This is a genomic window from Mesoterricola sp. JemC181 (assembly GCF_055384585.1).
Window position 1 is genome coordinate 92,152 of record NZ_AP045076.1, and the last position, 22,253, is coordinate 114,404.

Genomic DNA, 22,253 nt, shown 5'->3' on the forward strand with positions numbered 1-22,253 from the left:
TCATTGGATGCTGTTGAGCAGGGAGTGCACCAGCTTGTGGAAATCGGCATCCTTCTGCATGCGGTTCTTCACCGAGTCCAGGGCGTTCATGACCGTGGAATGGTGCATGCCGTTGAAACTGTTGCCGATTTCGGTGAAGGAGGCGGCGGTGAGTTCGCGCGACAGGTACATGGCCACCTGGCGGGGCAGGAGGATGACCTGCTGGCGGGTCTTCTTCTTCATGAGGTCGCTGAAGGAGATGTTGAAGGTCTCCGCGGTCATCCGGCAGATGCGCTCCATGGAGATGGAGGCGGTGGCCTCGGAGCCCGTCTGCCCCAGGAAGGCCTCCTGGGCCACCCCAAGGCTGGGGGAGACGCCGAGGAAGCTGCTCTGGAACACCACGCGGGTGAGCAGGCCCTCCAGGTCGCGCACGCTGCCCTTGGCCTTGTGGGCGATGAAGGTGATGACGTCCTCGGGCACCTCGGGAAGGTCCTTGAAGACCTCGTCGTCGAGCTTCTTGCGCAGGATCGCCACCCGGGTCTCGAAGTCGGGGGGCTGGATATCGGCCGTGAGGCCCCATTTGCAGCGCGTGATGAGGCGGTCGTGGAGGCCCTCGAGCCGCTGGGGCGGCTTGTCGGAGGTGATGACGATCTGTTTGCCGTACTGGAGGAGGTATTCGAGGATGTAGAAGATCTCCTCCTGGGTGCGCTCCATCTTGCCCAGGGTCTGCACGTCGTCCAGGAGCAGCAGGTCGTTCTGCTGGTATTTCTTGCGCATGGGCTCGGTGTTCTTGGCCCGGATGGCGATGGTGAGCTCGTTGAAGAAGTTGTCCACCTTGAGGTAGGCCACCCGGAGGTTGGGCGCCTTGGCGAGGATGCCCTTGCCGATGCCGATCATCAGGTGGGTCTTGCCCAGCCCGGAGCCTCCATAGATGAAGAGGGGGTTCATGTTGAGGGTTGAATTGGGCTTGCCGTGGCTCTCGACCACGGCGTTGGCGGCGGCGAAGGCCAGCTGGCTGCTGGGGCCCACCACGAAACGGTCGAGGGTGTAGCGGTGGAAGCCCTGGGGGAAGGGCGAGTCCAGGGGTGTCTCCTGGACGGCGGGGTGCGCGCCCTTGCCCTTGGCGGGCTGGACCGGGGCCTTGGCGTCGCCCGCGACCATGAAGGCCAGGCGGAGGTTGGCCAGGTCGCACTGGACGAGGACGTCGTGGAACTCCTCGGCAAGCTGCTGCTCGATCCAGATCCGCGCGGAGGGCGACGGCACCTGGATCAGGAGGGTCGTGCCGTCGAAGTTGACGGCCTTGCACGGCTCGATCCAGTCATGGAAGGTGCGCTCGGGGAGATGGGTGGCCAGGCCTTTGCGAAGGGTTTCCCAGAGAGCGTGTGAATCGTTCGTTTGCATGGGAGGCCCTTTTTTCGATGGTGAACCCGCGCTGCCCGAAGCGGAAAACCGCTGCGGGCCTGGCGTCGGGTTGGTCCCGGAACTCCGGTCTGGATTCGGGAGAACTACTTTATCACCTGGAACCGGAGGTTGGGACCTCTCTTTGGGGTTGAGAGATCGAAGACCTGCTGGTAGCCTCAAAGGTTCGCCCTTTCCCTCCGGATGGGGCCATGAGGTGGATCATGAAGCGGACCTTTCAGCCCAACAACCGTCGCCGCGCCAAGACGCACGGCTTCCTCTCCCGCATGAAGACCAAGAACGGCCGTCTGGTGCTCAAGCGCCGGCGCGCCAAGGGCCGGCACGTCCTCGCACTCTAAGTGCCATGAGGGTGGCCGGGACCTATCGGGTCGTGCGGCGCCAGGATCACGCGGTCCCCGAAGTGGTTCCCCGCCCGCTGCTGGGCAAGGAGCAGGCTTTGGACGTCCGGGTGTGGCGCACGGCCGTAGGCGTCGAGCCCATGCTCCTCGTCAACGCGTCCCGCAAGCAGGGGCGCGCCGTGCAGAGGAACCGGTTCAGGCGCAGGGTCCGGATGGCTTTCCTGCACGTGCTTCGTGAACAACCTTCCTTAGGAGGCAGCCTCGGCGTGGTGTGGGTCCGTCCCGCACGCAGCGCCAAGAAGGGCTGCCCATTCTCGTACCTGGAAATCGTCGGCCAGATCCGTCTGGCCCTGAGCCGTTGGGAATCCCGATGAACAACCGGAATATGGTGATCTTCGTTGTCGCCAGCATCCTCATGCTGGTGGGCTACAACTACGCCATGAACAAGTTCTATCCTCCGAAGCCGGTGCCCCCGGTGGTGAAGATGGCCCAGACGGCCAACCCGGCTCCCGCCGCTCCGGCGATGCCCGTCCCTTCGGCCGCCACAGCTGCCATTCCGGCTGCGGGCGCCGTGGATCCCCAGGCCCGGTTCACCCTCAAGACCTCCGCCCTCGGTCTCACCTGGCGCAAGCAGGACGGCGCCCTCGTGCAGGTCGAATGGAAGGACGGCACCCCCTTCCTTCCCGAGGCCCGCAAGGACAAGGACGGCCATGAGGTCTCCCTGGACTTCCCCGGACTGGGCAGCGCCTTCCAGACCCGCTTCGAAGGCGAACCCGTGGTGACTTCCGTGGAAGGCGGACGGAATGTCGTCTTCACTTCCACCCAGGGGGACAGGCTCACCTACCTGGTGCCCGACAAGGGACATGTGGTCGAGATGCGCTGGTCAAGCCCCCGGGGCGCCGGCCTGAACCTCCTTCCCATGCCCTCCAATCTATTGAATGTGCACAGCTTGGGCCGGGTGTTCACCCTTGACGCCAAGGGCGTCAACGACGTCGCCTGGACCGACATGATGAAGGATCCCTTCTTCAGCTTCGTGGGCGCCAAGCGCAAGGTCCTTCCCCCCGCCTCCTCCAAGCTGGGCATGGACGCCGGCGTGGACCTGAGCTCCAAGGGCCAGCGGGCCTGGTATTTCGCCGCCATCTGGGACGCTTCGGCGACCACCGTGCGCGATGCGGCCCAGGGCTACAACCTCCTTCCCGACGCTTCCGGCAACGCCTCGGCCCGCCTCTACCTGGGCCCCAAGCAGGCCGAGGAGCTGGGCGCCTTCCACGCCCCGGGCCGTCCCGCCGACGGCAAGATCTTCCAGAAGATCCTGGACTTCGGCTTCTTCGGCCTCGTGGCCCAGCTGCTCTTCCTCATCCTGCGCGGCATCCACCAGGTGGTGCCCAACTGGGGCTGGTCGATCGTCCTGCTGACCCTGGTCATCCGCGGCGCCCTGTGGCCCCTGAACACCAAGACCACCGTCCAGATGATCCGCATGAAGGAGCTGGAGCCCCACCAGAAGGCCCTCCAGTCCAAGTACGAGAAGTTCGGCAACGACATGGCCAAGAAGGCCGAGATGCAGAAGGAGCTGATGGCCTTCTACAAGAAGAACGGCCACAACCCCATGGGCGGCTGCCTGCCCATGGTGCTCCAGATGCCCGTGTTCTTCGCCCTCTGGTCCATGCTGAACGCCGTCTACGAGCTGCGGCACGCGCCCTTCGCGTTCTGGCTCAAGGACCTCTCCGCCCAGGACCCCTTCTACGTCCTGCCCATCCTCATGGGCGTCTCCATGATCGTCCAGCAGGCCATGACCCCTTCCGTGGGCGACCCCACCCAGCGCAAGATGATGATGGTCATGATGCCCGTCATGTTCACCTTCTTCTTCGCCTCCACCCCCTCGGGCCTCTGCCTCTACTACCTGATGTTCAACCTCATTGGCATCCTGCAGACCTGGCTGGTCATGCGGTCCTACAAACCCCAGCCTGTGGTGGTCTGATCCGGAGGAAACATGCGCAAGGCCGCTTTGCCCCTTGAACAGGTTCCCGAACGCGTCGCCCAGTTGTGCGGCCACCTGGGCCTGAAGGTCACCGCCGAGCCCGGCCCCTCCGGGGACGAGACGCTCTTCCCCAACCGGATCGTGCTGGATGGCCCGGACGCCCATTGGCTTGCCGCCAACAAGGGCCTCGGCCTGGACGCCCTCCAGTTCCTGGTGCACGAGGCCCAGGGGGAGCGGGAGGAGAACCGGCAGGCCTACCTGGACGTCCAGTCCTTCCGCCTCTTCCGCATGAAGGAAGTGGTGGCCATGGCCGCAATGGCTGCCGAGCGGGCCAAGACCCTGGGCAGCTACACCTTCGCCTCCCTGAGCCCCCGGGAGCGCCGCTGGGTGCACCTGGTGCTCAGCCGGCAGCCCGGCTTCACCACGGAGAGCGAAGGCACCGGCACCTTCAAGGCCCTGAAGGTATCCCGGGTCTAGACCCCCGGGGGTCAGCATGCTCGACCCCATCTGCGCCCCGGCGACCCCGCTCCTGCCCTCGGCCATCGCCGTGGTGCGGGTTTCGGGTTCCGGGCTGGCTGATCGCCTAAGGCCCCTGGTGACCCTGCCTGCCGCCCGGCAGGCCGGCCTGCGGACCCTTGTCTGGGACGGCTACCGGGAGCGCTGCCTGGTGCTCCACTTTCCGGGGCCCGGAAGCTACACGGGCGAGGACCTGGTTGAATTCCAGCTGCACGGCAACCCTCTCCTGGTGCGGCGCTTCCTGGAGCATCTGGGGGGGATGGGCATCCGCATGGCGGAGCCCGGCGAATTCAGCCGGCGGGCCCTGCTCAACGGCAAGCAGTCGCTCCTGGAGGTGGAGGCCCTCCGGGATCTGGTGGCCGCGGCCACGGACACCCAGCTGCGTCAGGCCCAGGCCCGGAGCGGCGGCGTGCCGGCCTGGGTCGCCGGGGCCAGGGCGGCCCTGGCCCCCTGGATGGCCCGGGCCGAGGCCAGCGTGGACTATGGGGAGGACGAGGGCATCGGCCTGGATGTGGAGGCCATGCAGGCCGCCCTGGCCCCGGCCGCCGCCCTGTTCCACGTGGAACAGGGCAGGGCGGCGGGGGCGAAGTGGCTCCGGGACGGTATCCGGATCGCGCTGGTGGGCCGGCCCAACGCCGGGAAGAGCACCCTTTTCAACGCCATGTCCGGCCAGGACCGGGCCATCGTGACGGATCTTCCCGGCACGACCCGGGACGTGCTGGAGGTGCGGGCCCAGTGGGCGGGCCTCCCGCTCTACCTTTTCGACACGGCGGGGCTGCGCCATGCCGAGGACCCGGTGGAGCGCCTGGGGGTGGCCCGGGTTCGGGAGGTGCTGGAGCAGGTGGACCTGATCCTCCATCTGGTGCCCCTGCCGGACGCCGCACCGGACCCGGATATCCTGGAGCGGCTGGAGCCCTTCCGGGCCAAGGTGCTCACGGTGCGCAACCAGTCGGACCTGGGGGGAAACCCCTGCGGAGATCCCTGCGTCTCCGCGGCCGCGGGCGACCTGGAACCCCTGGCGGAGGCGCTCCGCCGGAGGTTCCTGGGGGCCCTGGCGCCGGACGCGTGCCTGGGCGCGCTGGATACGGCCCGGCAACGCGGGATCCTCGATGACCTGGTGGTGCAGATGGACCTCCTGGGCCAGCTGGGACCCGCCTCGCCCCCCGAGCTGGCCGCGTCCCTGCTCCAAGGCGCCTGGGGCCTCCTGGCGCGGCTCACCGGGGAGGACCGGGCGGAGACCTCCCTGGATCAGCTGTTCTCAGGGTTCTGCCTGGGGAAGTGACTTAGACTGGATCCGGAGTGCCACATGAATCCTGGTTTCGAGGCGGTCATCGGTCTGGAGGTCCACGTCCAGCTGTCGACCCGGTCAAAGATGTTCTGCGGCTGTCCCAATGCCTACGGTGGGGAACCCAATTCCCGCACGTGCCCGGTGTGCCTGGGCCTGCCCGGGGCCCTCCCGGCGCTCAACGCGGCGGCGGTATCCGCCGCCCTGCGCCTCGGCCTGGCGGTGGACGCGGATCTTCAGCCTCGGAGCACCTTCTACCGCAAGCAGTACGTCTACCCCGACCTGCCCAAGGGCTACCAGATCACCCAGGGGCCGGTGGCCATCGTCGAGAACGGGCATGTCATGATCCCGGGGGATCCGGTGGTGCGGGGATCCGAAGGCCCCGTTCGGGCGGGCATCGAGCGCGCCCACCTGGAGGAGGACGCGGGGAAGTCCATCCACGATGCCCACGGGCGGCATTCCCAGGTGGACCTGAACCGGGCCGGGGTGCCGCTCCTGGAGATCGTGGGCGCGCCCGACCTGCGCAGCGCCCAGGAGGCCTCGGACTACCTGAAGACCCTCCACCGGCTGGTGACGTTCCTGGGCATCTGCGACGGGAACCTGGAGGAAGGGTCCTTCCGCGCCGATGCCAATATCAGCGTGCGGCGTCCCGGGGAGCCCCTTGGCACCCGGGTGGAGATCAAGAACCTCAATTCGTTCCGGTTCGTGCGCATGGCCCTGGACTACGAGATCGCCCGGCAGACGGCCCTTTTGGAAAAGGGCGAACGCTTCGATCAGGAAACCCGGGGCTGGGACGCGGACAAGGGCGAGACCCGGAGCCAGCGGAGCAAGGAAGCGGCCATGGACTACCGCTACTTCCCGGAGCCGGACCTGCCTGCCCTGATCCTCACCGGGACGGAGATCGAGGCGGCGCGCGCGGCCCTGCCGGAGCTGCCGGAGGCCCGCTGCAGGCGGTTCATGGCCCAGCACGGCCTGACCGCCTACGAGGCCGGGATGCTGGTCCAGACGCCCGCCTTCGCGGCCTACTTCGAGGAGGTGGCCCGGTGCTCCGGCAACGGCAAGCAGGCCGCGAACTGGATGCTGGGCGAAGTGAGCCGGACGTTGAACGAAGGCTCGGGAAGGCTCGAGGAGCTGGGATTGCCACCCGAACACCTGGGCGAGCTGATCCGCCTGGTGGTGGAGGGCGTCATCAACCTGAATACCGCCAAGGAGGTGGTCTTCCCTGCGCTGCTGAAGGGGGAGGGGACCCCTGCCGGGCTGGTGCGGAGCCGGGGGCTTGCGCAGGTGACGGACCGTGCCGCCGTGCAGGAACTGGTGGACGGGGTGCTTGCGGCCCACCCGGGCCAGGTCGCGGAGTTCCGCGCCGGGAAGGTGGCCCTGCGGGGGTTCCTGGTGGGGCAGGTCATGAAGGCCGGCAAGGGGCAGGTCGATCCCAGGCTGGTGAACGAAGCCATCGACGAAGCGCTGGCACGGTAGGAGGACCCCATGGAGGAACGGCCCGAGGACCCCAGGGAAGGGCCGCCGCACGGGGGCGACCCGGATGCATGGAAATCCGTGGTCATGGGGCAGGCCTCCCGGGACCTGGTGCCGCCGCACCCCGAACCTCCGGAGACCCTGGAGGCGGAACTGGAGCGGGAGGCGCTGGAGGACCCCGCGGCCCATTCCAGGGAGGACCCCAACCCGCAGCCGACCCTCTGGCGGCTGGTGGTGCTCATCGTCGTGGCCGTGGCCGCGCTGTCGGTGGTGTTCGGCCTGGCAAGGTGACATGGAGGCTGCTGCCTGGGGGTGATACCATGGCCGCGATGCGGGGCGCGCCAATGCCCCCTGGGGAGTAAAGCATGGATCCGAAGGGTTGGGGCCTGAGCACGACTGCCATCCACGCCGGCAAGGGGCACAACGGAACCCGTTCCGTGACCACGCCCATCTTCCAGACCTCGGTCTTCGAACTCATGGAAAACGCCGAGGGCGCGGAGTTCGCGAACGCCATCGAACCGCCGCAGTTCTATACGCGGTGGGGCAATCCCAATTTCAGCGAGGTCCAGCAGGTGGTGGCCTCCCTTGAAGGGGCCGAGCGTGCGCTCGTGACCAGCTCGGGCATGAGTGCCTTCTCCACGGTCTTCGAAACCTTCTTGCAGCCGGGCGACCACGTGGTGGCCCCGGCCGCCGTGTACCTGGGTACCGAGCAGCTCCTGCGGCGCTGGGAGGCCCGCAAGGGCCTGAAGGTCACGTGGGTAGCCAATACCCTGGATGTGGCTGAATGGGACGAGGCCGTCACGGAACGGACCCGGCTGATCCTGACGGAGACGCCCTCCAATCCCACCCTGGCCGTCACGGACCTGGCCGCCATCGCCGCCATTGGCAGGCGCAAGGGCGTTCGAACCGTCGCCGACAACACCTTCGCGACCCCCATCTTCACCAAGCCGGTGGAACTGGGCATCGACCTGAGCATTTCCAGCGCCACCAAGTACCTGGGCGGCCACTCGGACCTGGTGGCCGGGGTCATCGCCGGCAGCGAGGCCGATATCACGGCCTGCTGGGCGACGGCCAAGCTCACGGGTCCCACCCTGGATCCCATCGCCGCGTGGCTGCTGCACCGGGGCCTGAAGACCCTCTACCTCCGGGTGCGCCGGGCTTCCGACAACGCGCAGTCCCTTGCCGCCTGGCTGCTTTGGCAGCCCCAGGTCGCCCGGGTGGACTACCCGGGCACGAAGGACCATCCGGGCCACGACGTGGCCACGCGGCAGATGCATGGCGGCTTCGGGGCCATGATGAGCTTCGAGCTGCGGGGTGGCCTGGTGGCCGGACAACGGTTCTGCGAGGCCCTCGGGATCATCACCCGGGCGGTGAGCCTGGGCGGGGTGGAAAGCCTCATCCAGCACCCGGCCAGCATGAGCCACCTGCGCACGGCCCCCGACGTGAAGGCCCGGCTGGGGATCACGGACGGACTCCTGCGCTTTTCCGTGGGCATCGAGGACGAGGCGGACCTCAAGGCGGACCTGGAGACCGGGTTCCTGGCCGCCGATGCGGCGAGGTAGGACGTGCGGCTGATCCTCAACGGCAAGGAACGGGAGACGCCCGACCTGGGCACGGTGGCGGACCTGGCCCAGTGGCTCATGCTCCCGGCCTTCGGCAGCGCCGTGGAGCTGAACGGGGTGGTGGTGCGCAAGGGCAGCTTCGGGACCACGTCCCTGAAGGACATGGACAGCCTGGAAGTGGTCCGCCTGGTGGGCGGGGGCTGATCAGAGCACGGCCAGCACGTCCCAGGATCCGCCCGGGAAGGCGGAACGGGCCCTCAGGACGCCCAGCCGGGACACGTCCAGCTTGACCGGCGCGCCATGGGCGGGTTCGTCCGAGACGAAGCGGTGGAACTCGTCCACAAGGCCTTCCTCCAGGAGGCGGCGGGCCAGGATGCCGCCGCCTTCGAACAGGACGCGTCCGACGCCCCGGGCCGCCAGTTCGTGGAGCAGGTGCTTCAGGCTGATGCCTCCGGGGCCCGGGGGCAACTGGAGGTCCTCCACGCCGCGGATGGGCGCACAGTCCTCCACGAGGGCCCTCAGGACGGGTTGGCCGGCAACGGGCAGCCATACCTTGCGGGTCCCGGGAAGCCGCCCCTGGCTGTCCAGGACCACCCGCAGGGCCTGCCGATGGGGGGCGGTAGGGTGGGGCCAGCGGTCGGTGAGCCGGGGATCATCCACCTCCACGGTCCAACGGCCCACGACCAGGGCCTCGGTGGCCCGGCGCAGGGCGTGGGCGAGGTTCTGGATTTCCGGGGAGGTCACCTGGGTGCTCTGGCCTTCTGGCCCCAGCGAGCCGTCGGCCCCCAGGGCCAACTTGAGCACCACCCAGGGAAGGCCCGTGCGGATCAGCTTGAAGAAGGGGGCGTGGAAGCGGGAACAGGCCAGCCCCAGGACGGATTCCGTCACCTGGATGCCGTGGGACCGGAGGATGGCGATGCCCCCGCCGTCGACCCGGGGGTTGGGGTCCTTGACGCCCACAACCACCCGGGTGACGCCGGCGCGGATGAGTGCGTCGGTGCAGGGGGGGGTGCGGCCGTGGTGGCAGCAGGGCTCGAGCGTCACGTAGGCCGTGGCGCCCCGGGTGTCCTGGTCCCTCAGTTCCGCGTCCCGGAGGGCCATGATCTCGCCGTGGGGGTCGCCGGCCCGCGTGTGGACGCCCTGGCCGATGACGGTCCCATCCTGCACGAGGACGCAGCCCACGGGCGGGTTGGGGCTGCTGAGGCCCACGCCCGACATGCCCTGGCGGATGGCCAGAGCCATGAAATGCTCGTCCCCCGTCAGGGTGTCCGGATCCGGGAAGGGCCCGCCGCAGGCCAGTTCCCAGGCAAGAAACTCGGTGAGGGGCCGGGGTGCTTCACACATCGAGGAGGCCATCCACGAAGGTCTCGGGATCGAAGGGAATCAGGTCGTCCACCTGTTCGCCCACGCCCACGAAGGCGATGGGGAGCTTCAGACGTTCCAGGATGGCCACGGCCACGCCGCCCTTGGCGCTGCCGTCCAGCTTCGTGAGGATGAGGTCCGTGATGCCGGCGGCCTGCTTGAAGGCCTCGGCCTGGACGAGGCCGTTCTGGCCGGTCGTTGCGTCCAGGATGAGGATCACGCGGTGCGGGGCCTCGGGGATGACCTTCTGGAGGCTGCGGCGGATCTTCTCCAGTTCCCGCATGAGATGGTCCTTGGTGTGGAGCCGCCCGGCGGTGTCCACCAGCACCCAGGGGATGCCCTTGGCCAGGGCGCTGGTGGCGCCGTCGTAGGCGATGGCGGCGGGGTCGCCTCCCATCTGGTTGCGGATGACCGGAACGCCCGCGCGCTTGCCCCACAGCTCCAGCTGATCGATGGCGGCGGCCCGGAAGGTGTCGCCGGCGACCACGAGGACCTCCTCCCCCCGTTCCTTGAGGTGGGCGGCGAGCTTGCCCAGGGTGGTGGTCTTGCCCACCCCGTTCACGCCCACCAGGAGGCACACCTGGGTTCCCTGGCTGGCGAAGGGCCGCGGGGGAACCTGGCGCAGGATCTTCAGCAGCTCGTCCTTGAGCACGGCCTTGGGGTCGATGTCCCCGGAACGCTTCATCTCGAACCTGAGGCGGTCCATGAGGCGCTTGACGCCGTGCACGCCCAGGTCGGCCTGGAGGAGCAGGTCCTCCAGTTCCTCCAGCTGGTCCTCGTCCAGGCGGCGCAGGCCCAGGAGCCGGCCCATGGGGGCCAGAACCAGCTCCTGGGTGCGCTGGAGACCCTGTTTGAATTTGTTGAACAGATTACCGAAAAGACTCAAAGGAACCTCGGGGGGGCGGGGTGCGCCGTTCCATGTGGAACATCGCCCTATCGCTTGATAATAGGGAGGCTAGGGGTGAACGGTCATTTCCGGGCGCGGGGCTTCTTGCGCTTTTCCGGGCGGACCCAGCCTTCCAGGGCGAACTCGAAGACCTCCTCCACGTGCTTGACGGGGTGGAACCGGAGCTTCTTGCGCACCTCGGGGGCGATCTCCTCCAGGTCCTTCTGGTTGGCGAAGGGGATGATGATCTCCCTCACCCCCACGCGCAGGGCGGCCAGGGCCTTCTCCTTGAGGCCGCCGATGGGCAGGGCCTCGCCCCGGAGGTCGATCTCCCCGGTCATGGCGAAGGTGTTGAGCACGGGCAGGCCCTTGAGGACGGACAGGAGCACGGTGGCGATGGCCAGGCCGGCGCTGGGGCCGTCCTTGGGGATGGCCCCTTCGGGGAAGTGGATGTGGAGATCGTTCTTCTGGAATACTTCGGGGTCGATCTCGAAGGCGTCGCTGCGGCTGCGGATGTAGCTCAGGGCCGCCTGGGCGCTTTCCTTCATGACATCGCCCAGCTGGCCGGTGAGCACGAGGGCGCCCTTGCCGGGCATCTTGAGGGCTTCCACGAAGAGCACCTCGCCTCCCGTGGACGTCCAGGCCAGGCCGGTCACCACGCCCACCCGGGGGGCCTTGAGCCGCTCGTCCTGGAGCAGCTTCACGGGGCCCAGGAGGTCATGGACGTTCTTGTCGCTGAGGGTGATCTTCGTCTTCAGGTCGCCTTCGGCGACCTTGCGGGCCACCTTCCGGCAGACGGTGCCGATCTCCCGCTCCAGCTGGCGCAGGCCGGCCTCGCGGGTGTAGCCGGTGATGATGGCCTGGAGGCCCTTGGGGCTGAAGGTAACCTGCTTGTCGGTGATGCCGTTCTTCTCCAGCTGGCGGGGAATGAGGTGGCGCTCGGCGATGCCGATCTTCTCCTCCAGGGTGTAGCTGGAGAGGTGGATGATCTCCATGCGGTCCCGGAAGGCGGGCTGGATGGGGTCCAGCTCGTTGGCGTTGGTGAGGAAGAGCACCTGGCTGAGGTCGATGGGCACGTTCATGTAGTGGTCGCGGAACGTGTGGTTCTGCTCGGGGTCCAGCACTTCCAGGAGGGCGGCCGAGGGGTCGCCCCGCATGTCCCGCCCGATCTTGTCCACTTCGTCCAGCATGATCACGGGATTCATGGACTTGACCTGGTGCAGCGCCTGGATGATCCGCCCGGGCATGGCCCCGACGTAGGTTCGGCGGTGGCCCCGCACTTCGCTCTCGTCATGGACGCCGCCCAGGGAGATGCGGCTGAACTTCCGGCCCAGGGCCCGGGCGACGCTCTTGCCCAGGGAGGTCTTGCCGGTGCCCGGAGGGCCGACGAAGCAGAGGATGGTGCCCTTGTGGTCGGGGTTGAGCTTGCGCACCGCCAGGTACTCCACCAGGCGGTCCTTGATCTTCTCGAGGCCGTAGTGGTCCTCGTCCAGGATGCGCTTGGCCTCCTTGAGGTCCAGGTTGTCCTCGGTGATGGTGCCCCAGGGCATTTCCGTCATCCACTCCAGGTAGGTGCGGGTGACGGCGGTCTCGCTGCTGTCGGGGTGCATGCGCTCGAGCTTCTTCAAATTGCGGTCGATCTCCAGGAGGGGCTCCTCCGGGACCTTCATCTTGGCCATCTTGTCGCGGAAGGCTTGGATCTCCTCGGCCAGTTCGCTGCCTTCGCCCAGTTCCTGCTGGATGGCCTTGAGCTGCTGGCGCAGGTAGTACTCCCGCTGGCTCTTGTCCATCTCGCCGCGGGCTTCCATGGTGATCTTCTGCTGCACTTCCAGCAGGTCGATTTCCCTCATGAGCAGTTCGTTCACGCGCTTCAGGCGCTGGGTGGGGTTGGCGATCTCCAGCACCTCCTGCATCTGGGGGGGCTTGAGATCCAGGTTGGAGGCCACCAGGTCCGCCAGGCGTCCGGGGCTGTCCAGGTTGGAGGCGATGACCAGCACTTCCTGGGGCAGGTTCTTGCCCAGGGCCACGGCCTTCTCCAGCGTCTGCTTCACGGAGCGCAGGAGGGCGTCCAGCTCGATGTTCCGCTCGGAGATCTCCGACTCGGACAGCACCTCCACCTTGGCCTTGAACTGGCTCTCGGTCTCGGTGAAGTACTCCACGCGCACGCGCTGGAGGCCCTGCACCAGGGCCCGGACGCGGCCGTCGGGGAGCTTCAGGACGCGCATGATCAGCGCCGCGGTGCCCACCTTGTAGAGGTCCTCCGGGCCCGGGTCGTCCATCTCCATCTGCTTCTGGGACAGCAGAAGGATCATCCGGTTCTCCACCAGCGCGGTGTCCACGGCCCGCAGGGACTTCTCCCGGCTCACGGAGAGGGGGAGGATCACGTAGGGGTAGACCACCACGTCGCGGAGGGGCAGGACGGGCAGCACGTCGGGGATCTTGGGGGACTCGTCAACGACCTGGGGGGCTAGGATTTCTTCGGCCACGGGATACCTCGATGTCTCAGTTTAACTTGATGTGCGTCAGCGGGTCTTGCGCCGCTTGGGGTGCCCCGGCCGCTCCGGTTCGACGCCGGGGAAGAGCGGGGTGGATTCGAAGGGAAGGCCGTCGGCCGCAGGAGTCGTTTCCTTGGGGTTGGGCCGCGCGGGAGGCGGGGCGGGGGGCGCGGGCCGGGCCGCCGGGGCCTGCCTCGCCGGGGGCGCGGGGGCGGGGGGAGCCACCATCAGGCCCTCCAGGGCCTTCACGAAGTCCGGGAGGTCCTTGAAGTCGCGATAGACGCTTGCGAAGCGGACGTAGGCCACGGAATCCAGCCCCTTGAGGGCGTCCATGACCATCTCCCCAAGCTGCCGGCTGGGGAGTTCCCGGTCGCTCATCTCCATGAGGCGGGCCTGGATGTCGCCGGCCACCTCCTCCAGCTTCCCCAGGGGCACGGGGCGCTTCTGGCAGGCGGCGGTCATGCCCCGCATGAGCTTGTGGGGGTCGAAGGCCTCCCGGCGGCCATCCTTCTTGACGATGAGGATGGGCAGTTCCTCCAGGCGCTCGTAGCTGGTGAAGCGGCGCCCGCACTTGAGGCACTCTCTGCGGCGCCGGATGGCATCCCCTTCCCGGGATTCCCGGGAATCCACCACCTTGTCTTCGATATGGCCACAGAAGGGGCAACGCATGTCTCCAGAGTAACCCAAAGGCGTGGCCCGGAGCCGCGCTGTTCCACGTGGAACAGCGCCCCCGGCTGGAAAAAGCCTCATCCTGGAAGGGTCCCGGGCCGATAATGAAGTGCCATGGCAGACGGCGTTCCATCCATTTCCTCCTCCCCCCCAGCGCCGGACCCCAGCCGCGCGGGGCAGGCCGCGCCCGTGAAGCCGGGGGACTCCGGGACCACGGCCCCGACGGGAGGCTCAGCCCCCAGGAAGGCCGCCAGGAGCGGCGCCGACACCCTCAACCTCTCACCTGAAGCCAAGGCCCAGGTGGCCAAGCTGCAGGCCCGCGATGCGGCCGTGAAGGCCCACGAGGCTGCGCACATCGCCGCGGGGGCGGGCGTCGTCACCTCGGGGGCCAGCTACTCCTACCAGCGGGGGCCCGACGGCCGGAACTACGCGGTGGGCGGGGAAGTGTCGGTGGACACCTCGCCCGTGAAGGACAATCCCCAGGCCACCATCGCCAAGGCTTCCCGCATCATGGCGTCCGCCCTGGCGCCCGCGGATCCTTCGGGCCAGGACCGGTCGGTGGCCGCTGCGGCCGCCGCCATGGCCTCCCAGGCGGCGGCCGAACTGGCCAGCAAGGGGTCAAAGGCGGCTGCTCCGCAGGCGGGGACCGGGCAGAAGTCATACGGGGAAGCGGCCACCAAAGGCGAAACGCCCGGTGGTCTGGTCGATACGGTGGCCTGAAGAGGCATTCCCGCCGATCGGTGGCTGAAACGGGCGAACGGTTTCCCGGCCGCCGGTTCCGGGAACCGGAGGGTGAAAACCGTCACACCCTAGCTTGAACCCCTGAAGGCGAGGCATAGGGCCCGGCGCCATGGTACCCTTCACAAGTGAACGGTTGATCATCGTTTCCCACTCTTATGAGGTTGCCCTATGCGCTACCTGCCCACGGCCCCTTCGGAGGATCGCGCCCTGCTTGACGCCATAGGCGTCCAGAGGGCGGAGGAACTCCTTGTGGGGATCCCCGAATCCCTTCGTCTGCACCGGGAACTGGAGCTTCCCGGACAGCTGTCCGAACAGGAGGTCCTGGCGGAACTGCAAGGGCTGGCCAACCTGAACACGAGGTTCACGGCGCGCTTCCTGGGCGCCGGGGCCTATGACCATTTCGTGCCATCTGCCGTCGATCAGATGATCAGCCGACAGGAGTGGTTCACGGCCTACACGCCCTACCAGCCCGAGATCTCGCAGGGCACCCTCCAGCACATCTTCGAGTACCAGACCCTCATGTGCGACCTGACCGGCCTGGAAGTGGGCAACGCCAGCCTCTACGACGGCGGCACGGCCTGCGTGGAAGCGGCGCTCATGGCGGTGCGGCTCCAGAAGAAGAAGAACACCATCCTCATCTCCCAGGGGCTCCACCCCCACTACCAGGAGGTGCTCTGCACCAACATCACGCCCCACGAGGGCCTGAAGCTGGTGGTGGTGAACCTCAAGGACGGCGTGACCGACCTGGAGGACCTCAAGGCCAAGCTGGACGGCGACGTGGCCGCGTTCCTGGTGGGCTATCCCAATTTCCTGGGCTGCGTCGAGGACCTCACGGCCATCGGCGAACTGGCCCACGCCGCGGGCGCCCTGGTGGTGTCCGTGACCCAGGAGGCCCTGAGCCTGGCCTGGTTCGAAGCCCCCGGCCGCGCCGGCGCCGACATGGCCTGCGGCGAGGCGATGTCCTTCGGCAACCGCCCCAACTTCGGCGGGCCCTTCCTGGGCTTCCTCACGGTCAGGGACGCGCAGAAGCGCGAGATCCCCGGGCGCGTGGTGGGCCAGACCCGGGACCTGGACGGCAAGACCGGCTATGTGCTCACCCTCACCGCCCGGGAGCAGCACATCCGCCGGGACAAGGCCACCAGCAACATCTGCTCCAACCAGGGGCTGGTGGCCCTGCGGGCCAACATCTACCTGCAGCTGGCGGGCCCCGAAGGCCTCCAGGGCCTGGCGGCCCAGAACGCCGCCAAGGCGCAGTTCCTTCGGGAGCGGCTCCTGGAGCTGCCGGATTTCACGGCGCCCTACGCCGCCCCCTTCTTCAACGAGTTCGTGACGGAGTACAAGGGCGACATGGCCACCCTGCAGGCGGAATGCGCCAGGGAAGGCATCCTGCCCGGCCTGGACCTCACGCCCTATGCGGCGAGCCTCAAGAACCGGATCCTGTGGTGCGCCACGGAACTCAACAGCCGCGAACAGATCGAGCACCTCGTCGAGGTGCTGGCCCGCGTTCCCAGCGTGGTCGGATAAGGACGAAGCCATGATGAACCGCACCCGCGAACCCCTCATCTTCGAACGCTCCGTGGCCGGCAAGGTCGGCATGGACCTGCCCCGGCTGGACGTTCCCGCCGCCAGGGACACCCGCCCGGCCCACCTGCGCCGCACCCCCTTCGACGCGCTTCCCTCGGTCACCGAGGTGGACGTGATCCGCCACTTCACGCGCCTTTCCAAGTGGAACTACGGCGTGGACGACGGCCTCTACCCGCTGGGCTCCTGCACCATGAAGCACAACCCCCGGCTCAACGAGAAGACCGCGGGCCTGGACGGCTTCTGCGACAGCCATCCCATGGCCGGCGCCCCCTACGTCCAGGGCAACCTGGCCGTGATCCACACCCTCCAGGAGTGGCTGAAGGAGATCACCGGCCTGGCCGCGGTCACCCTGCAGCCCAGCGCCGGCGCCGCCGGGGAGCTCACGGGCGTCATGCTCATCCGCTCCTTCCATGTGGCCCACGGCCGCAAGCGCCGGGTGATCCTCATCCCCGACAGCGCCCACGGCACCAACCCCGCCACGGCCGCCATGGCGGGCTACGACGTGGTCGAGATCGCCTCCCAGGGCGACGGCACCGTCAGCTTCGAGGACGTCGCGGATGCCTCCGGCAAGGTGCGGAAGGGCCTCACGACCCTCCTGGCCGAGCTGGGCGGGGAGGTGGCGGGCCTCATGATCACCAACCCCAACACCCTGGGCGTTTTCGAATACCGCATCAAGGACATCTGCGACGCCCTGCACGGCGTGGGCGGCCTGGTCTACATGGACGGCGCCAACATGAACGCCCTGGTGGGCGTGGCCCGGCCCGGGGACTTCGGCGTGGACGTCATGCACCTGAACCTCCACAAGACCTTCTCCACCCCCCACGGCGGCGGCGGACCCGGCTCCGGCCCCGTGGCCTGCACCGCGGCCCTGGAGCCCTTCCTGCCCCGGCCCGTGGTCGTGCGCGAGACGAAGGCCGTGGGCGAGGGCCAGGTGCCCCTGCACAGCTACCGCCTGGACTGGGACCGCCCCCAGAGCATGGGCAAGGTCCACACGTTCTTCGGCAACTTCGGCATCCTGGTGCGCGCGCTCACCTACTGCGCCAGCCACGGCGGCGACGGCCTCAAGGCCGCCACCCTGCGCGCCATCGTGAACGCGAACTACATCCGCAAGCAGCTGGAGGGCACGTACCACCTGGAGTACCAGACGCCCACCCTCCACGAGGTGATCTTCGACGACAGCTACCTGGCCCAGCACGACATCCACACCCTGGACGTGGCCAAGGGGCTCATCGACCGCGGCTTCCACCCGCCCACCATCTATTTCCCGGCCATCGTCCACGGGGCGCTCATGATCGAGCCCACGGAAAGCGAAGGCAAGGAGGAGATGGACGCCTTCATCGATGCCATGAAGGACATCGCCCGGGAAGCGGCCGAGAACCCCGAAGCGCTCCACCAGGCGCCGGTGCTGGCCCCCATGCGCCGCCTGGACGAGACCACAGCCGCCCGGAAGCCCGTGCTGCGCTGGACCCGGCCCCAGTAGAATCCTCCGAACGCCATCCCCCCCGGTGCTCCGGGGGGGATTTCATTGTGCGGGCTGCCCGGCCATGGTCCAGGCGAGCAGGATCAGTTGGGCCGTATGCTGGCCGGCCTGGGCGAGCTGTTCCCGGACCGACCGGCCCTGGCGCTGACCGAACCGCACCCAGTAGGCGTCGGACCGGGTCCGGATTGCGCCTGCCGAAGGGTCGGAAGCGCGGTCATCCGCCAGGAGGGCTGGGACCAGGGCCCGGCTCTGCTCCAGCCAGCGCCAGGGGGCCTGGAGGAGGTTCGGCTCCAGGGCGGCGGGGCGCACTTCAGGTTCAAGGGTCATGCGATCCACCAGGTCGCTTTCCCAGCGGCTGTGGATGCCTCTTTGCCCGGTAGATTGCCCGTCATAGTCGGAGACCGTGTGGAGCGGCACGTGGCTGTCGCCGACATAATGGCTGAGGAGGGAGGCCTGGTAGGCCACCCGGGCCCGGTCACCCTTCCGGAAGGCCTGGGCGAGGTCCCTCACCCGGTCCTGGATCACCCAGGGCACCTGCCCGGACCTCTGGAAGATCGCCGGCCCGACCTTTTCCCGGGCTTCGCCCAGGAGGGTGGGAACCCCCCCGGGGTAGCGGTCCATGTCGAGGAAATGCCGGGGACCTTCCAGGGGGTCGTCCTTCCACGCGTCGGGATCGCTGCTGTGGGCCTCCACGAAGCCCTCCTGGCCCTTGAACCAGGCGGCTGGGCCCGCTGGAAGGTCCAGGATGGCCAGGCGAGCTACCATCCGGTGCCCCTTCCGCCCCCAGGCGGCCAGGGGGGAGGGGGCGAGGATGGCCATGAGCATGAGGAGAGGGCAACAGCGCATGGACCCATCTTAGTGTGCCCGTGTCGCAACATTCGAAGGGGCGTCCTGCCGGGAAGGATGGGAGACCGGGACCTGGGGCCTTCCGGCGCGGACCCAGGCGAACAGGATCATTTCAGCGGTGCGCTGGGCGGCCAAGGTGAGCTGTTCCTTCACGTGGGGTTCCTGCAGCTGCCTGAAGGCGGTCCAGTAGGAGGCGTCCATGGTCTCGAGGGGAATGGGGGGGCCCAGCCGGGCATCCTTGTCGTCGCGAAGGAGGCCCGCCACAAGGTTGTTGGACTGCCGAAGCCAGGCCCAGGGTGCCTGGGCCGGCTCCGGGTCCAGGACCGCGGGCCGGACCTCGGGCTCCCAGGCCTGGGCCTCGACGAGGCGCTTGACCAGGCCCTCCTCCCAGCGGTGGTGGACCCCGTGCTGGCGGGTCTCGTCCCCGTCATGGTTGGTGGTGGTGTGCAGGGGCACCTGGAGGTCGGCCACGTAGTGGCTGAGGATGGAGGACCGGTAGGCGACCTCATGCGGGTCGGCCGAGGAGAACGCCTGGGTGAGGTCGCGGACCCGGTCGAGGATGGTCCAGGTCAGCTGGCCCGAGGTCCGGAACCGTTCGGGGCCCACCTTGTTCATGGCGGCGTTCTCTTCCAGGGGGACGCTGCCCGGGCCTCCGTAGGGCTCGCATTCCAGATAGTGCCGGGGGCGTTCGGTCGGGTCGTCCCATTTCCATTCGTCGGGGTCGCTGGCGTGGTCGGGCAGGGCCGCCTCCAGCCCGCGGAACCAGAGGGCCAGGTCCGGAGGGAGGTCCCTCAGGGCGCCGGCGGCAGCCAGGCGATGGCCCTGGTCGCCCCAGGCGGAGGCCGGAAGCGCCGTTAGGGCGGTGATGGCAAGGAGGCAGGAGAGCTTGTTCATGGTTCCTCGGGGAAGGGGCTCGGGAGCCGGATTGAGGCTCGAGTCTCTCTTTCTTTCCCTTATGATGGAACGGAACCATTTGTAAAATTAATTCATTCGCTTTCCCGGAAGGTCACCTTGTTGATCTCGGCCAGGGTCGTGACGCCCTGGCGCACCTTCTCCACGGCGCTCTCCCGGAGGCTCTGCATGCCGTAGCCGCGGGCGGCCTCCTTGATCTCGCGCACCGAAGCCCGGCGGGTGATGAGTTCGCGCAGATCGTCGTTGAGGCCCATGAACTCGATGATGGCCTGCCGGCCGCGGAATCCGGTGCCGCTGCACTCGATGCAGCCGACCTTCTCGAAGAAGGTGGCGGTCCGGGCCCAGGCCTCGGTGAGGCCGTTCTCCTTGAGCTCCTGGGCATCGGGCGCCGCGATGGGGCGCTTGCACTTCGTGCAGAGGGTGCGCACCAGGCGCTGGGCCAGGATGCAGTTCAGGGCGGACACGAAGTTGTAGACCTCCACGCCCATGTGCTGGAAGCGGCTCAGCACGTCCAGGGTGTGGTTGGCGTGGACCGTGGTGAACACCAGGTGGCCGGTGAGGGCGGACTGGATGGCGATCTGGGCGGTCTCGGAGTCCCGGATCTCGCCCACGAGGATCTTGTCCGGGTCGTGGCGCAGGATGGACCGCAGGCCCACGGCGAAGGTGAGGCCCTTCTTCTCGTTCACGGGGATCTGGGTGACCCCTTCCAGCTGGTATTCGACGGGATCCTCGATGGTGATCAGCTTGTCCTCGGGGCTGCGGATCTCGCTGAGGACGGCGTACAGCGTGGTGGTCTTGCCGCTGCCGGTGGGGCCCGTGACCAGGAACATGCCGTAGGGCTCGCGGGCGAAGCGGCGCAGGCGGGTAAGCTCCGCGGGGGAGAAGCCCAGGATGTCCAGGCTCAGGCTCTTGAACTCCTCGCTGAGGTTCTCCTTGTCCAGGATGCGGATGACCGAGTCCTCGCCGTGGATGGTGGGCATGATGCTCACCCGGAAGTCGATGGCCCGGCCCCGGACCTTGAGCTTGAAGCGCCCGTCCTGGGGTTTCCGCTTTTCCGCGATGTCCAGTTCGGACATGACCTTGATGCGGCTGATGATGGGGGACGCGAAGCGGCGGTCGATGGGGTCGGCCGCCGCGTACAGGCTGCCGTCGATGCGGTACTTGATCTGGAACCCGGTGCTGGTGGTCTCCAGGTGGATGTCCGAGGCGCGGCGCTGAAGGGCGTTGAAGATGGTGGTGTCCACCAGCCGGATGATGGGGGCCTCTTCCTTGTCGGTGAGGTTCTCCAGGTCCAGGACGTCCTCGTCGATGTCCTCCTCCCGGAGAACCTGGACGCGGAGGGCCTCGCCGGCCTCCTCCATGACCTTCTGGCCCGATTCGGACTTCTTGAGCACCACCTGGATCTGGGCGAAGGGGGCCGCGGCGAAGCGGAGCGGGCGCTTCAGGTGCATGCGGAGGAGATCCTGGGCCACCACGTCGAGGGGGTCGGCCATGGCCAGCCAGAGGGCGCCGTCCCGCTCGTGCACGGGGACAAATCGGTGTTTCAACATCAAATCCAGGGGGATGGCCTGGAAGAGGGCGAAGTCCACCGGTTCCCGGGTCAGGTCCAGGGTGGGGTAGAGGGAGGCCGGGCGGTACTCGGTCTTGGTAAGTTCCTCTGCTGCCAAGACCGTGGTCATCTCGCCGGCCAGAAGAGGGTTTCCGGGATCGGATTGGGGGGCGGGTGGGGGTACCATGCTTAATAGTGTGTCGGTTTGCCCAGGGGTTCAAACGGTCTTATTGACTAAATTCCCCGGGTATCCTTCATTGACCGGCCTCGGGCCTGGATACCACAATGGAATTCCAAACGATTGCTCCCCCGGGAGGTGCCATGCGCAGTTATGTTCCAGTTTTATTGCTGATACTGGTCGCCATCGCTTTGCCGGTGGTGATCTGGGGAATTTCCAGAGTCGTTCGTCCGCATTTACCTACAGCTGCGAAATACTCGACCTACGAATGCGGCATCAAGACCGTCGCCGAGGCCCGGGAGAAGTTCTCGGTGCGCTACTACCTGGTGGCCGTCATGTTCCTGGTGTTCGACGTGGAAACGGTCTTTCTCATGCCCTGGGCCATCCAGATGAAGGAACTCGCCGTCTTCGGCCTCGTCGAGATGGGCATCTTCCTGTTCCTGCTTCTTTTCGGTTACGGGTACATCTGGTCCAAAGGAGCCCTCACATGGGAATGATGAATCAACCCTCCACCTTGGAGAACATCCTCATCACCACCAAGGTTGAGAAAGTCATCAACTGGTCCCGCGCCACCAGCGTCTGGCCCATGACCTTCGGCCTGGCCTGCTGCGCCATCGAGATGATGGCCGCCGGTGCGGCGCGGTTCGACTTCGACCGGTTCGGCTGCGGCATCTTCCGCGCCTCCCCCCGGCAGGCCGACCTGATGATCGTGGCCGGCACCGTCACCTACAAGATGGCGCCCATCATCAAGCAGCTCTATGACCAGATGCCCGAGCCCAAGTGGGTGATCGCGATGGGCAGCTGCGCCACGGCGGGCGGGCCCTTCGACAGCTATCACACCATCCAGGGCGTGGACAAGGTCATCCCCGTGGACGTCTACATTCCTGGCTGCCCGCCCCGGCCCGAGGGGCTCCTCTACGGGTTCATGAAGCTCCAGGACAAGATCATGGCGAGCAGCATGGCTGACCGCTACAAGGAAATCTTCGAGGCGGTGGGCTGAC

At 67.6% G+C, this 22,253-nt stretch carries 22 protein-coding genes; 14 read left to right on the forward strand and 8 right to left on the reverse strand.

The genetic code is table 11. From position 1 onward, the window contains the following. The gene (dnaA, locus tag ACZ5MC_RS00400) at positions 1-1,380 is read right to left on the reverse strand and encodes a chromosomal replication initiator protein DnaA (RefSeq protein WP_306598274.1); all 1,380 of its coding nucleotides are present in this window, start codon (positions 1,378-1,380) and stop codon (positions 1-3) included. Between the two features lie 221 nt (positions 1,381-1,601). Between dnaA and rpmH the strand changes: the two genes are divergently transcribed. The 9 genes from rpmH (at position 1,602) to thiS (ending at position 8,754) form a co-directional block, all read left to right on the forward strand. Further along, the gene (gene rpmH, locus ACZ5MC_RS00405) at positions 1,602-1,736 is read left to right on the forward strand and encodes a 50S ribosomal protein L34 (protein ID WP_005035876.1); all 135 of its coding nucleotides are present in this window, start codon (positions 1,602-1,604) and stop codon (positions 1,734-1,736) included. Between the two features lie 62 nt (positions 1,737-1,798). Further along, positions 1,799-2,110, forward strand: coding sequence for a ribonuclease P protein component (locus ACZ5MC_RS00410; protein ID WP_306598275.1), 312 nt, complete (start codon positions 1,799-1,801; stop codon positions 2,108-2,110). Next, complete coding sequence (gene yidC, locus ACZ5MC_RS00415) at positions 2,107-3,714, forward strand: membrane protein insertase YidC (protein ID WP_306598276.1); 1,608 nt, start codon at positions 2,107-2,109, stop codon at positions 3,712-3,714. Before ACZ5MC_RS00410 ends, yidC begins: the two co-directional genes overlap by 4 nt. Before the next feature lie 12 nt (positions 3,715-3,726). Then, positions 3,727-4,191 carry a R3H domain-containing nucleic acid-binding protein gene (locus tag ACZ5MC_RS00420; protein WP_306598277.1) on the forward strand — a complete coding sequence of 155 codons (465 nt, stop codon included), beginning with the start codon at positions 3,727-3,729 and terminating at the stop codon, positions 4,189-4,191. A gap of 16 nt (positions 4,192-4,207) precedes the next feature. Next, complete coding sequence (locus ACZ5MC_RS00425; RefSeq protein WP_306598278.1) at positions 4,208-5,512, forward strand: tRNA modification GTPase; 1,305 nt, start codon at positions 4,208-4,210, stop codon at positions 5,510-5,512. A gap of 24 nt (positions 5,513-5,536) precedes the next feature. Further along, positions 5,537-6,991: an Asp-tRNA(Asn)/Glu-tRNA(Gln) amidotransferase subunit GatB gene (gene gatB / locus ACZ5MC_RS00430; protein WP_306598279.1), complete on the forward strand. Its 1,455-nt coding sequence runs from the start codon at positions 5,537-5,539 to the stop codon at positions 6,989-6,991. 9 nt (positions 6,992-7,000) lie between these two features. After that, a complete protein-coding gene (locus tag ACZ5MC_RS00435; protein WP_306598280.1) occupies positions 7,001-7,279 on the forward strand; it encodes a hypothetical protein in 279 nt (92 codons plus the stop codon). A gap of 74 nt (positions 7,280-7,353) precedes the next feature. Next, positions 7,354-8,550 (forward strand): trans-sulfuration enzyme family protein, encoded by a 1,197-nt coding sequence (locus ACZ5MC_RS00440; RefSeq protein ID WP_306598281.1) that lies wholly within the window; start codon positions 7,354-7,356, stop codon positions 8,548-8,550. A 3-nt stretch (positions 8,551-8,553) separates the two neighbouring features. Further along, positions 8,554-8,754, forward strand: a complete 201-nt coding sequence (thiS, locus tag ACZ5MC_RS00445; protein ID WP_306598282.1) for a sulfur carrier protein ThiS — start codon at positions 8,554-8,556, stop codon at positions 8,752-8,754. Here the strand turns inward: thiS and ribD are convergent, their stop codons facing one another. The 4 genes from ribD to nrdR form a co-directional block, all read right to left on the reverse strand. Continuing rightward, on the reverse strand, positions 8,755-9,894 hold the full coding sequence (gene ribD / locus ACZ5MC_RS00450; protein WP_464516823.1) for a bifunctional diaminohydroxyphosphoribosylaminopyrimidine deaminase/5-amino-6-(5-phosphoribosylamino)uracil reductase RibD: 1,140 nt from the start codon (positions 9,892-9,894) through the stop codon (positions 8,755-8,757). After that, positions 9,887-10,798, reverse strand: a complete 912-nt coding sequence (gene ftsY / locus ACZ5MC_RS00455) for a signal recognition particle-docking protein FtsY (protein ID WP_306598284.1) — start codon at positions 10,796-10,798, stop codon at positions 9,887-9,889. The genes ribD and ftsY overlap by 8 nt, the downstream gene beginning before the upstream one ends. An 83-nt stretch (positions 10,799-10,881) precedes the next feature. Then, the gene (lon, locus tag ACZ5MC_RS00460) at positions 10,882-13,284 is read right to left on the reverse strand and encodes an endopeptidase La (protein ID WP_306598285.1); all 2,403 of its coding nucleotides are present in this window, start codon (positions 13,282-13,284) and stop codon (positions 10,882-10,884) included. 36 nt (positions 13,285-13,320) lie between these two features. Next, positions 13,321-13,962, reverse strand: a complete 642-nt coding sequence (gene nrdR / locus ACZ5MC_RS00465) for a transcriptional regulator NrdR (RefSeq protein ID WP_306598286.1) — start codon at positions 13,960-13,962, stop codon at positions 13,321-13,323. A 114-nt stretch (positions 13,963-14,076) separates the two neighbouring features. Between nrdR and ACZ5MC_RS00470 the strand changes: the two genes are divergently transcribed. The 3 genes from ACZ5MC_RS00470 to gcvPB all read left to right on the forward strand — a co-directional run bounded on the left by ACZ5MC_RS00470 (position 14,077) and on the right by gcvPB (position 17,767). After that, positions 14,077-14,682, forward strand: coding sequence for a putative metalloprotease CJM1_0395 family protein (locus tag ACZ5MC_RS00470; protein ID WP_306598287.1), 606 nt, complete (start codon positions 14,077-14,079; stop codon positions 14,680-14,682). 189 nt (positions 14,683-14,871) lie between these two features. Next, the gene (gcvPA, locus tag ACZ5MC_RS00475) at positions 14,872-16,227 is read left to right on the forward strand and encodes an aminomethyl-transferring glycine dehydrogenase subunit GcvPA (protein WP_464516824.1); all 1,356 of its coding nucleotides are present in this window, start codon (positions 14,872-14,874) and stop codon (positions 16,225-16,227) included. Positions 16,228-16,237: 10 nt separating this feature from the next. Further along, entirely contained in the window at positions 16,238-17,767 is a 1,530-nt protein-coding gene (gcvPB, locus tag ACZ5MC_RS00480; RefSeq protein WP_306598289.1) for an aminomethyl-transferring glycine dehydrogenase subunit GcvPB, read from the forward strand. Positions 17,768-17,809: 42 nt separating this feature from the next. Here gcvPB and ACZ5MC_RS00485 read toward each other — a convergent pair whose 3' ends face one another. From ACZ5MC_RS00485 to ACZ5MC_RS00495, 3 genes are all read right to left on the reverse strand, one after another. Next, complete coding sequence (locus ACZ5MC_RS00485) at positions 17,810-18,613, reverse strand: S1/P1 nuclease (RefSeq protein WP_306598290.1); 804 nt, start codon at positions 18,611-18,613, stop codon at positions 17,810-17,812. A 9-nt stretch (positions 18,614-18,622) separates the two neighbouring features. Next, complete coding sequence (locus ACZ5MC_RS00490; RefSeq protein WP_306598291.1) at positions 18,623-19,507, reverse strand: phospholipase C/P1 nuclease family protein; 885 nt, start codon at positions 19,505-19,507, stop codon at positions 18,623-18,625. 92 nt (positions 19,508-19,599) lie between these two features. Further along, positions 19,600-21,204: a GspE/PulE family protein gene (locus tag ACZ5MC_RS00495; protein WP_306598292.1), complete on the reverse strand. Its 1,605-nt coding sequence runs from the start codon at positions 21,202-21,204 to the stop codon at positions 19,600-19,602. Positions 21,205-21,395: 191 nt separating this feature from the next. On the opposite strand from ACZ5MC_RS00495, the gene ACZ5MC_RS00500 reads away from it, so the two are divergent. Beyond that, positions 21,396-21,749 carry an NADH-quinone oxidoreductase subunit A gene (locus tag ACZ5MC_RS00500; RefSeq protein ID WP_464516825.1) on the forward strand — a complete coding sequence of 118 codons (354 nt, stop codon included), beginning with the start codon at positions 21,396-21,398 and terminating at the stop codon, positions 21,747-21,749. Then, on the forward strand, positions 21,749-22,252 hold the full coding sequence (locus ACZ5MC_RS00505) for an NADH-quinone oxidoreductase subunit B (RefSeq protein ID WP_306602303.1): 504 nt from the start codon (positions 21,749-21,751) through the stop codon (positions 22,250-22,252). Before ACZ5MC_RS00500 ends, ACZ5MC_RS00505 begins: the two co-directional genes overlap by 1 nt. Position 22,253 lies beyond the last annotated feature (1 nt).

Excerpts from the sequence above, each read along its gene's own strand:
- ACZ5MC_RS00485 (WP_306598290.1), bottom strand. The coding sequence starts at position 18,613 with ATGCGCTGTTGCCCTCTCCTCATGCTCATGGCCATCCTCGCCCCCTCC.
- gcvPB (WP_306598289.1), top strand. The coding sequence starts at position 16,238 with ATGATGAACCGCACCCGCGAACCCCTCATCTTCGAACGCTCCGTGGCC.
- ACZ5MC_RS00420 (WP_306598277.1), top strand. The coding sequence starts at position 3,727 with ATGCGCAAGGCCGCTTTGCCCCTTGAACAGGTTCCCGAACGCGTCGCC.
- nrdR (WP_306598286.1), bottom strand. The coding sequence starts at position 13,962 with ATGCGTTGCCCCTTCTGTGGCCATATCGAAGACAAGGTGGTGGATTCC.
- ribD (WP_464516823.1), bottom strand. The coding sequence starts at position 9,894 with ATGTGTGAAGCACCCCGGCCCCTCACCGAGTTTCTTGCCTGGGAACTG.
- yidC (WP_306598276.1), top strand. The coding sequence starts at position 2,107 with ATGAACAACCGGAATATGGTGATCTTCGTTGTCGCCAGCATCCTCATG.
- ACZ5MC_RS00505 (WP_306602303.1), top strand. The coding sequence starts at position 21,749 with ATGAATCAACCCTCCACCTTGGAGAACATCCTCATCACCACCAAGGTT.
- rpmH (WP_005035876.1), top strand. The coding sequence starts at position 1,602 with ATGAAGCGGACCTTTCAGCCCAACAACCGTCGCCGCGCCAAGACGCAC.
- ACZ5MC_RS00435 (WP_306598280.1), top strand. The coding sequence starts at position 7,001 with ATGGAGGAACGGCCCGAGGACCCCAGGGAAGGGCCGCCGCACGGGGGC.
- ACZ5MC_RS00425 (WP_306598278.1), top strand. The coding sequence starts at position 4,208 with ATGCTCGACCCCATCTGCGCCCCGGCGACCCCGCTCCTGCCCTCGGCC.
- ACZ5MC_RS00440 (WP_306598281.1), top strand. The coding sequence starts at position 7,354 with ATGGATCCGAAGGGTTGGGGCCTGAGCACGACTGCCATCCACGCCGGC.
- dnaA (WP_306598274.1), bottom strand. The coding sequence starts at position 1,380 with ATGCAAACGAACGATTCACACGCTCTCTGGGAAACCCTTCGCAAAGGC.
- gatB (WP_306598279.1), top strand. The coding sequence starts at position 5,537 with ATGAATCCTGGTTTCGAGGCGGTCATCGGTCTGGAGGTCCACGTCCAG.
- ACZ5MC_RS00495 (WP_306598292.1), bottom strand. The coding sequence starts at position 21,204 with ATGACCACGGTCTTGGCAGCAGAGGAACTTACCAAGACCGAGTACCGC.
- gcvPA (WP_464516824.1), top strand. The coding sequence starts at position 14,872 with ATGCGCTACCTGCCCACGGCCCCTTCGGAGGATCGCGCCCTGCTTGAC.
- ACZ5MC_RS00500 (WP_464516825.1), top strand. The coding sequence starts at position 21,396 with ATGCGCAGTTATGTTCCAGTTTTATTGCTGATACTGGTCGCCATCGCT.
- ACZ5MC_RS00490 (WP_306598291.1), bottom strand. The coding sequence starts at position 19,507 with ATGAACAAGCTCTCCTGCCTCCTTGCCATCACCGCCCTAACGGCGCTT.
- ACZ5MC_RS00470 (WP_306598287.1), top strand. The coding sequence starts at position 14,077 with ATGGCAGACGGCGTTCCATCCATTTCCTCCTCCCCCCCAGCGCCGGAC.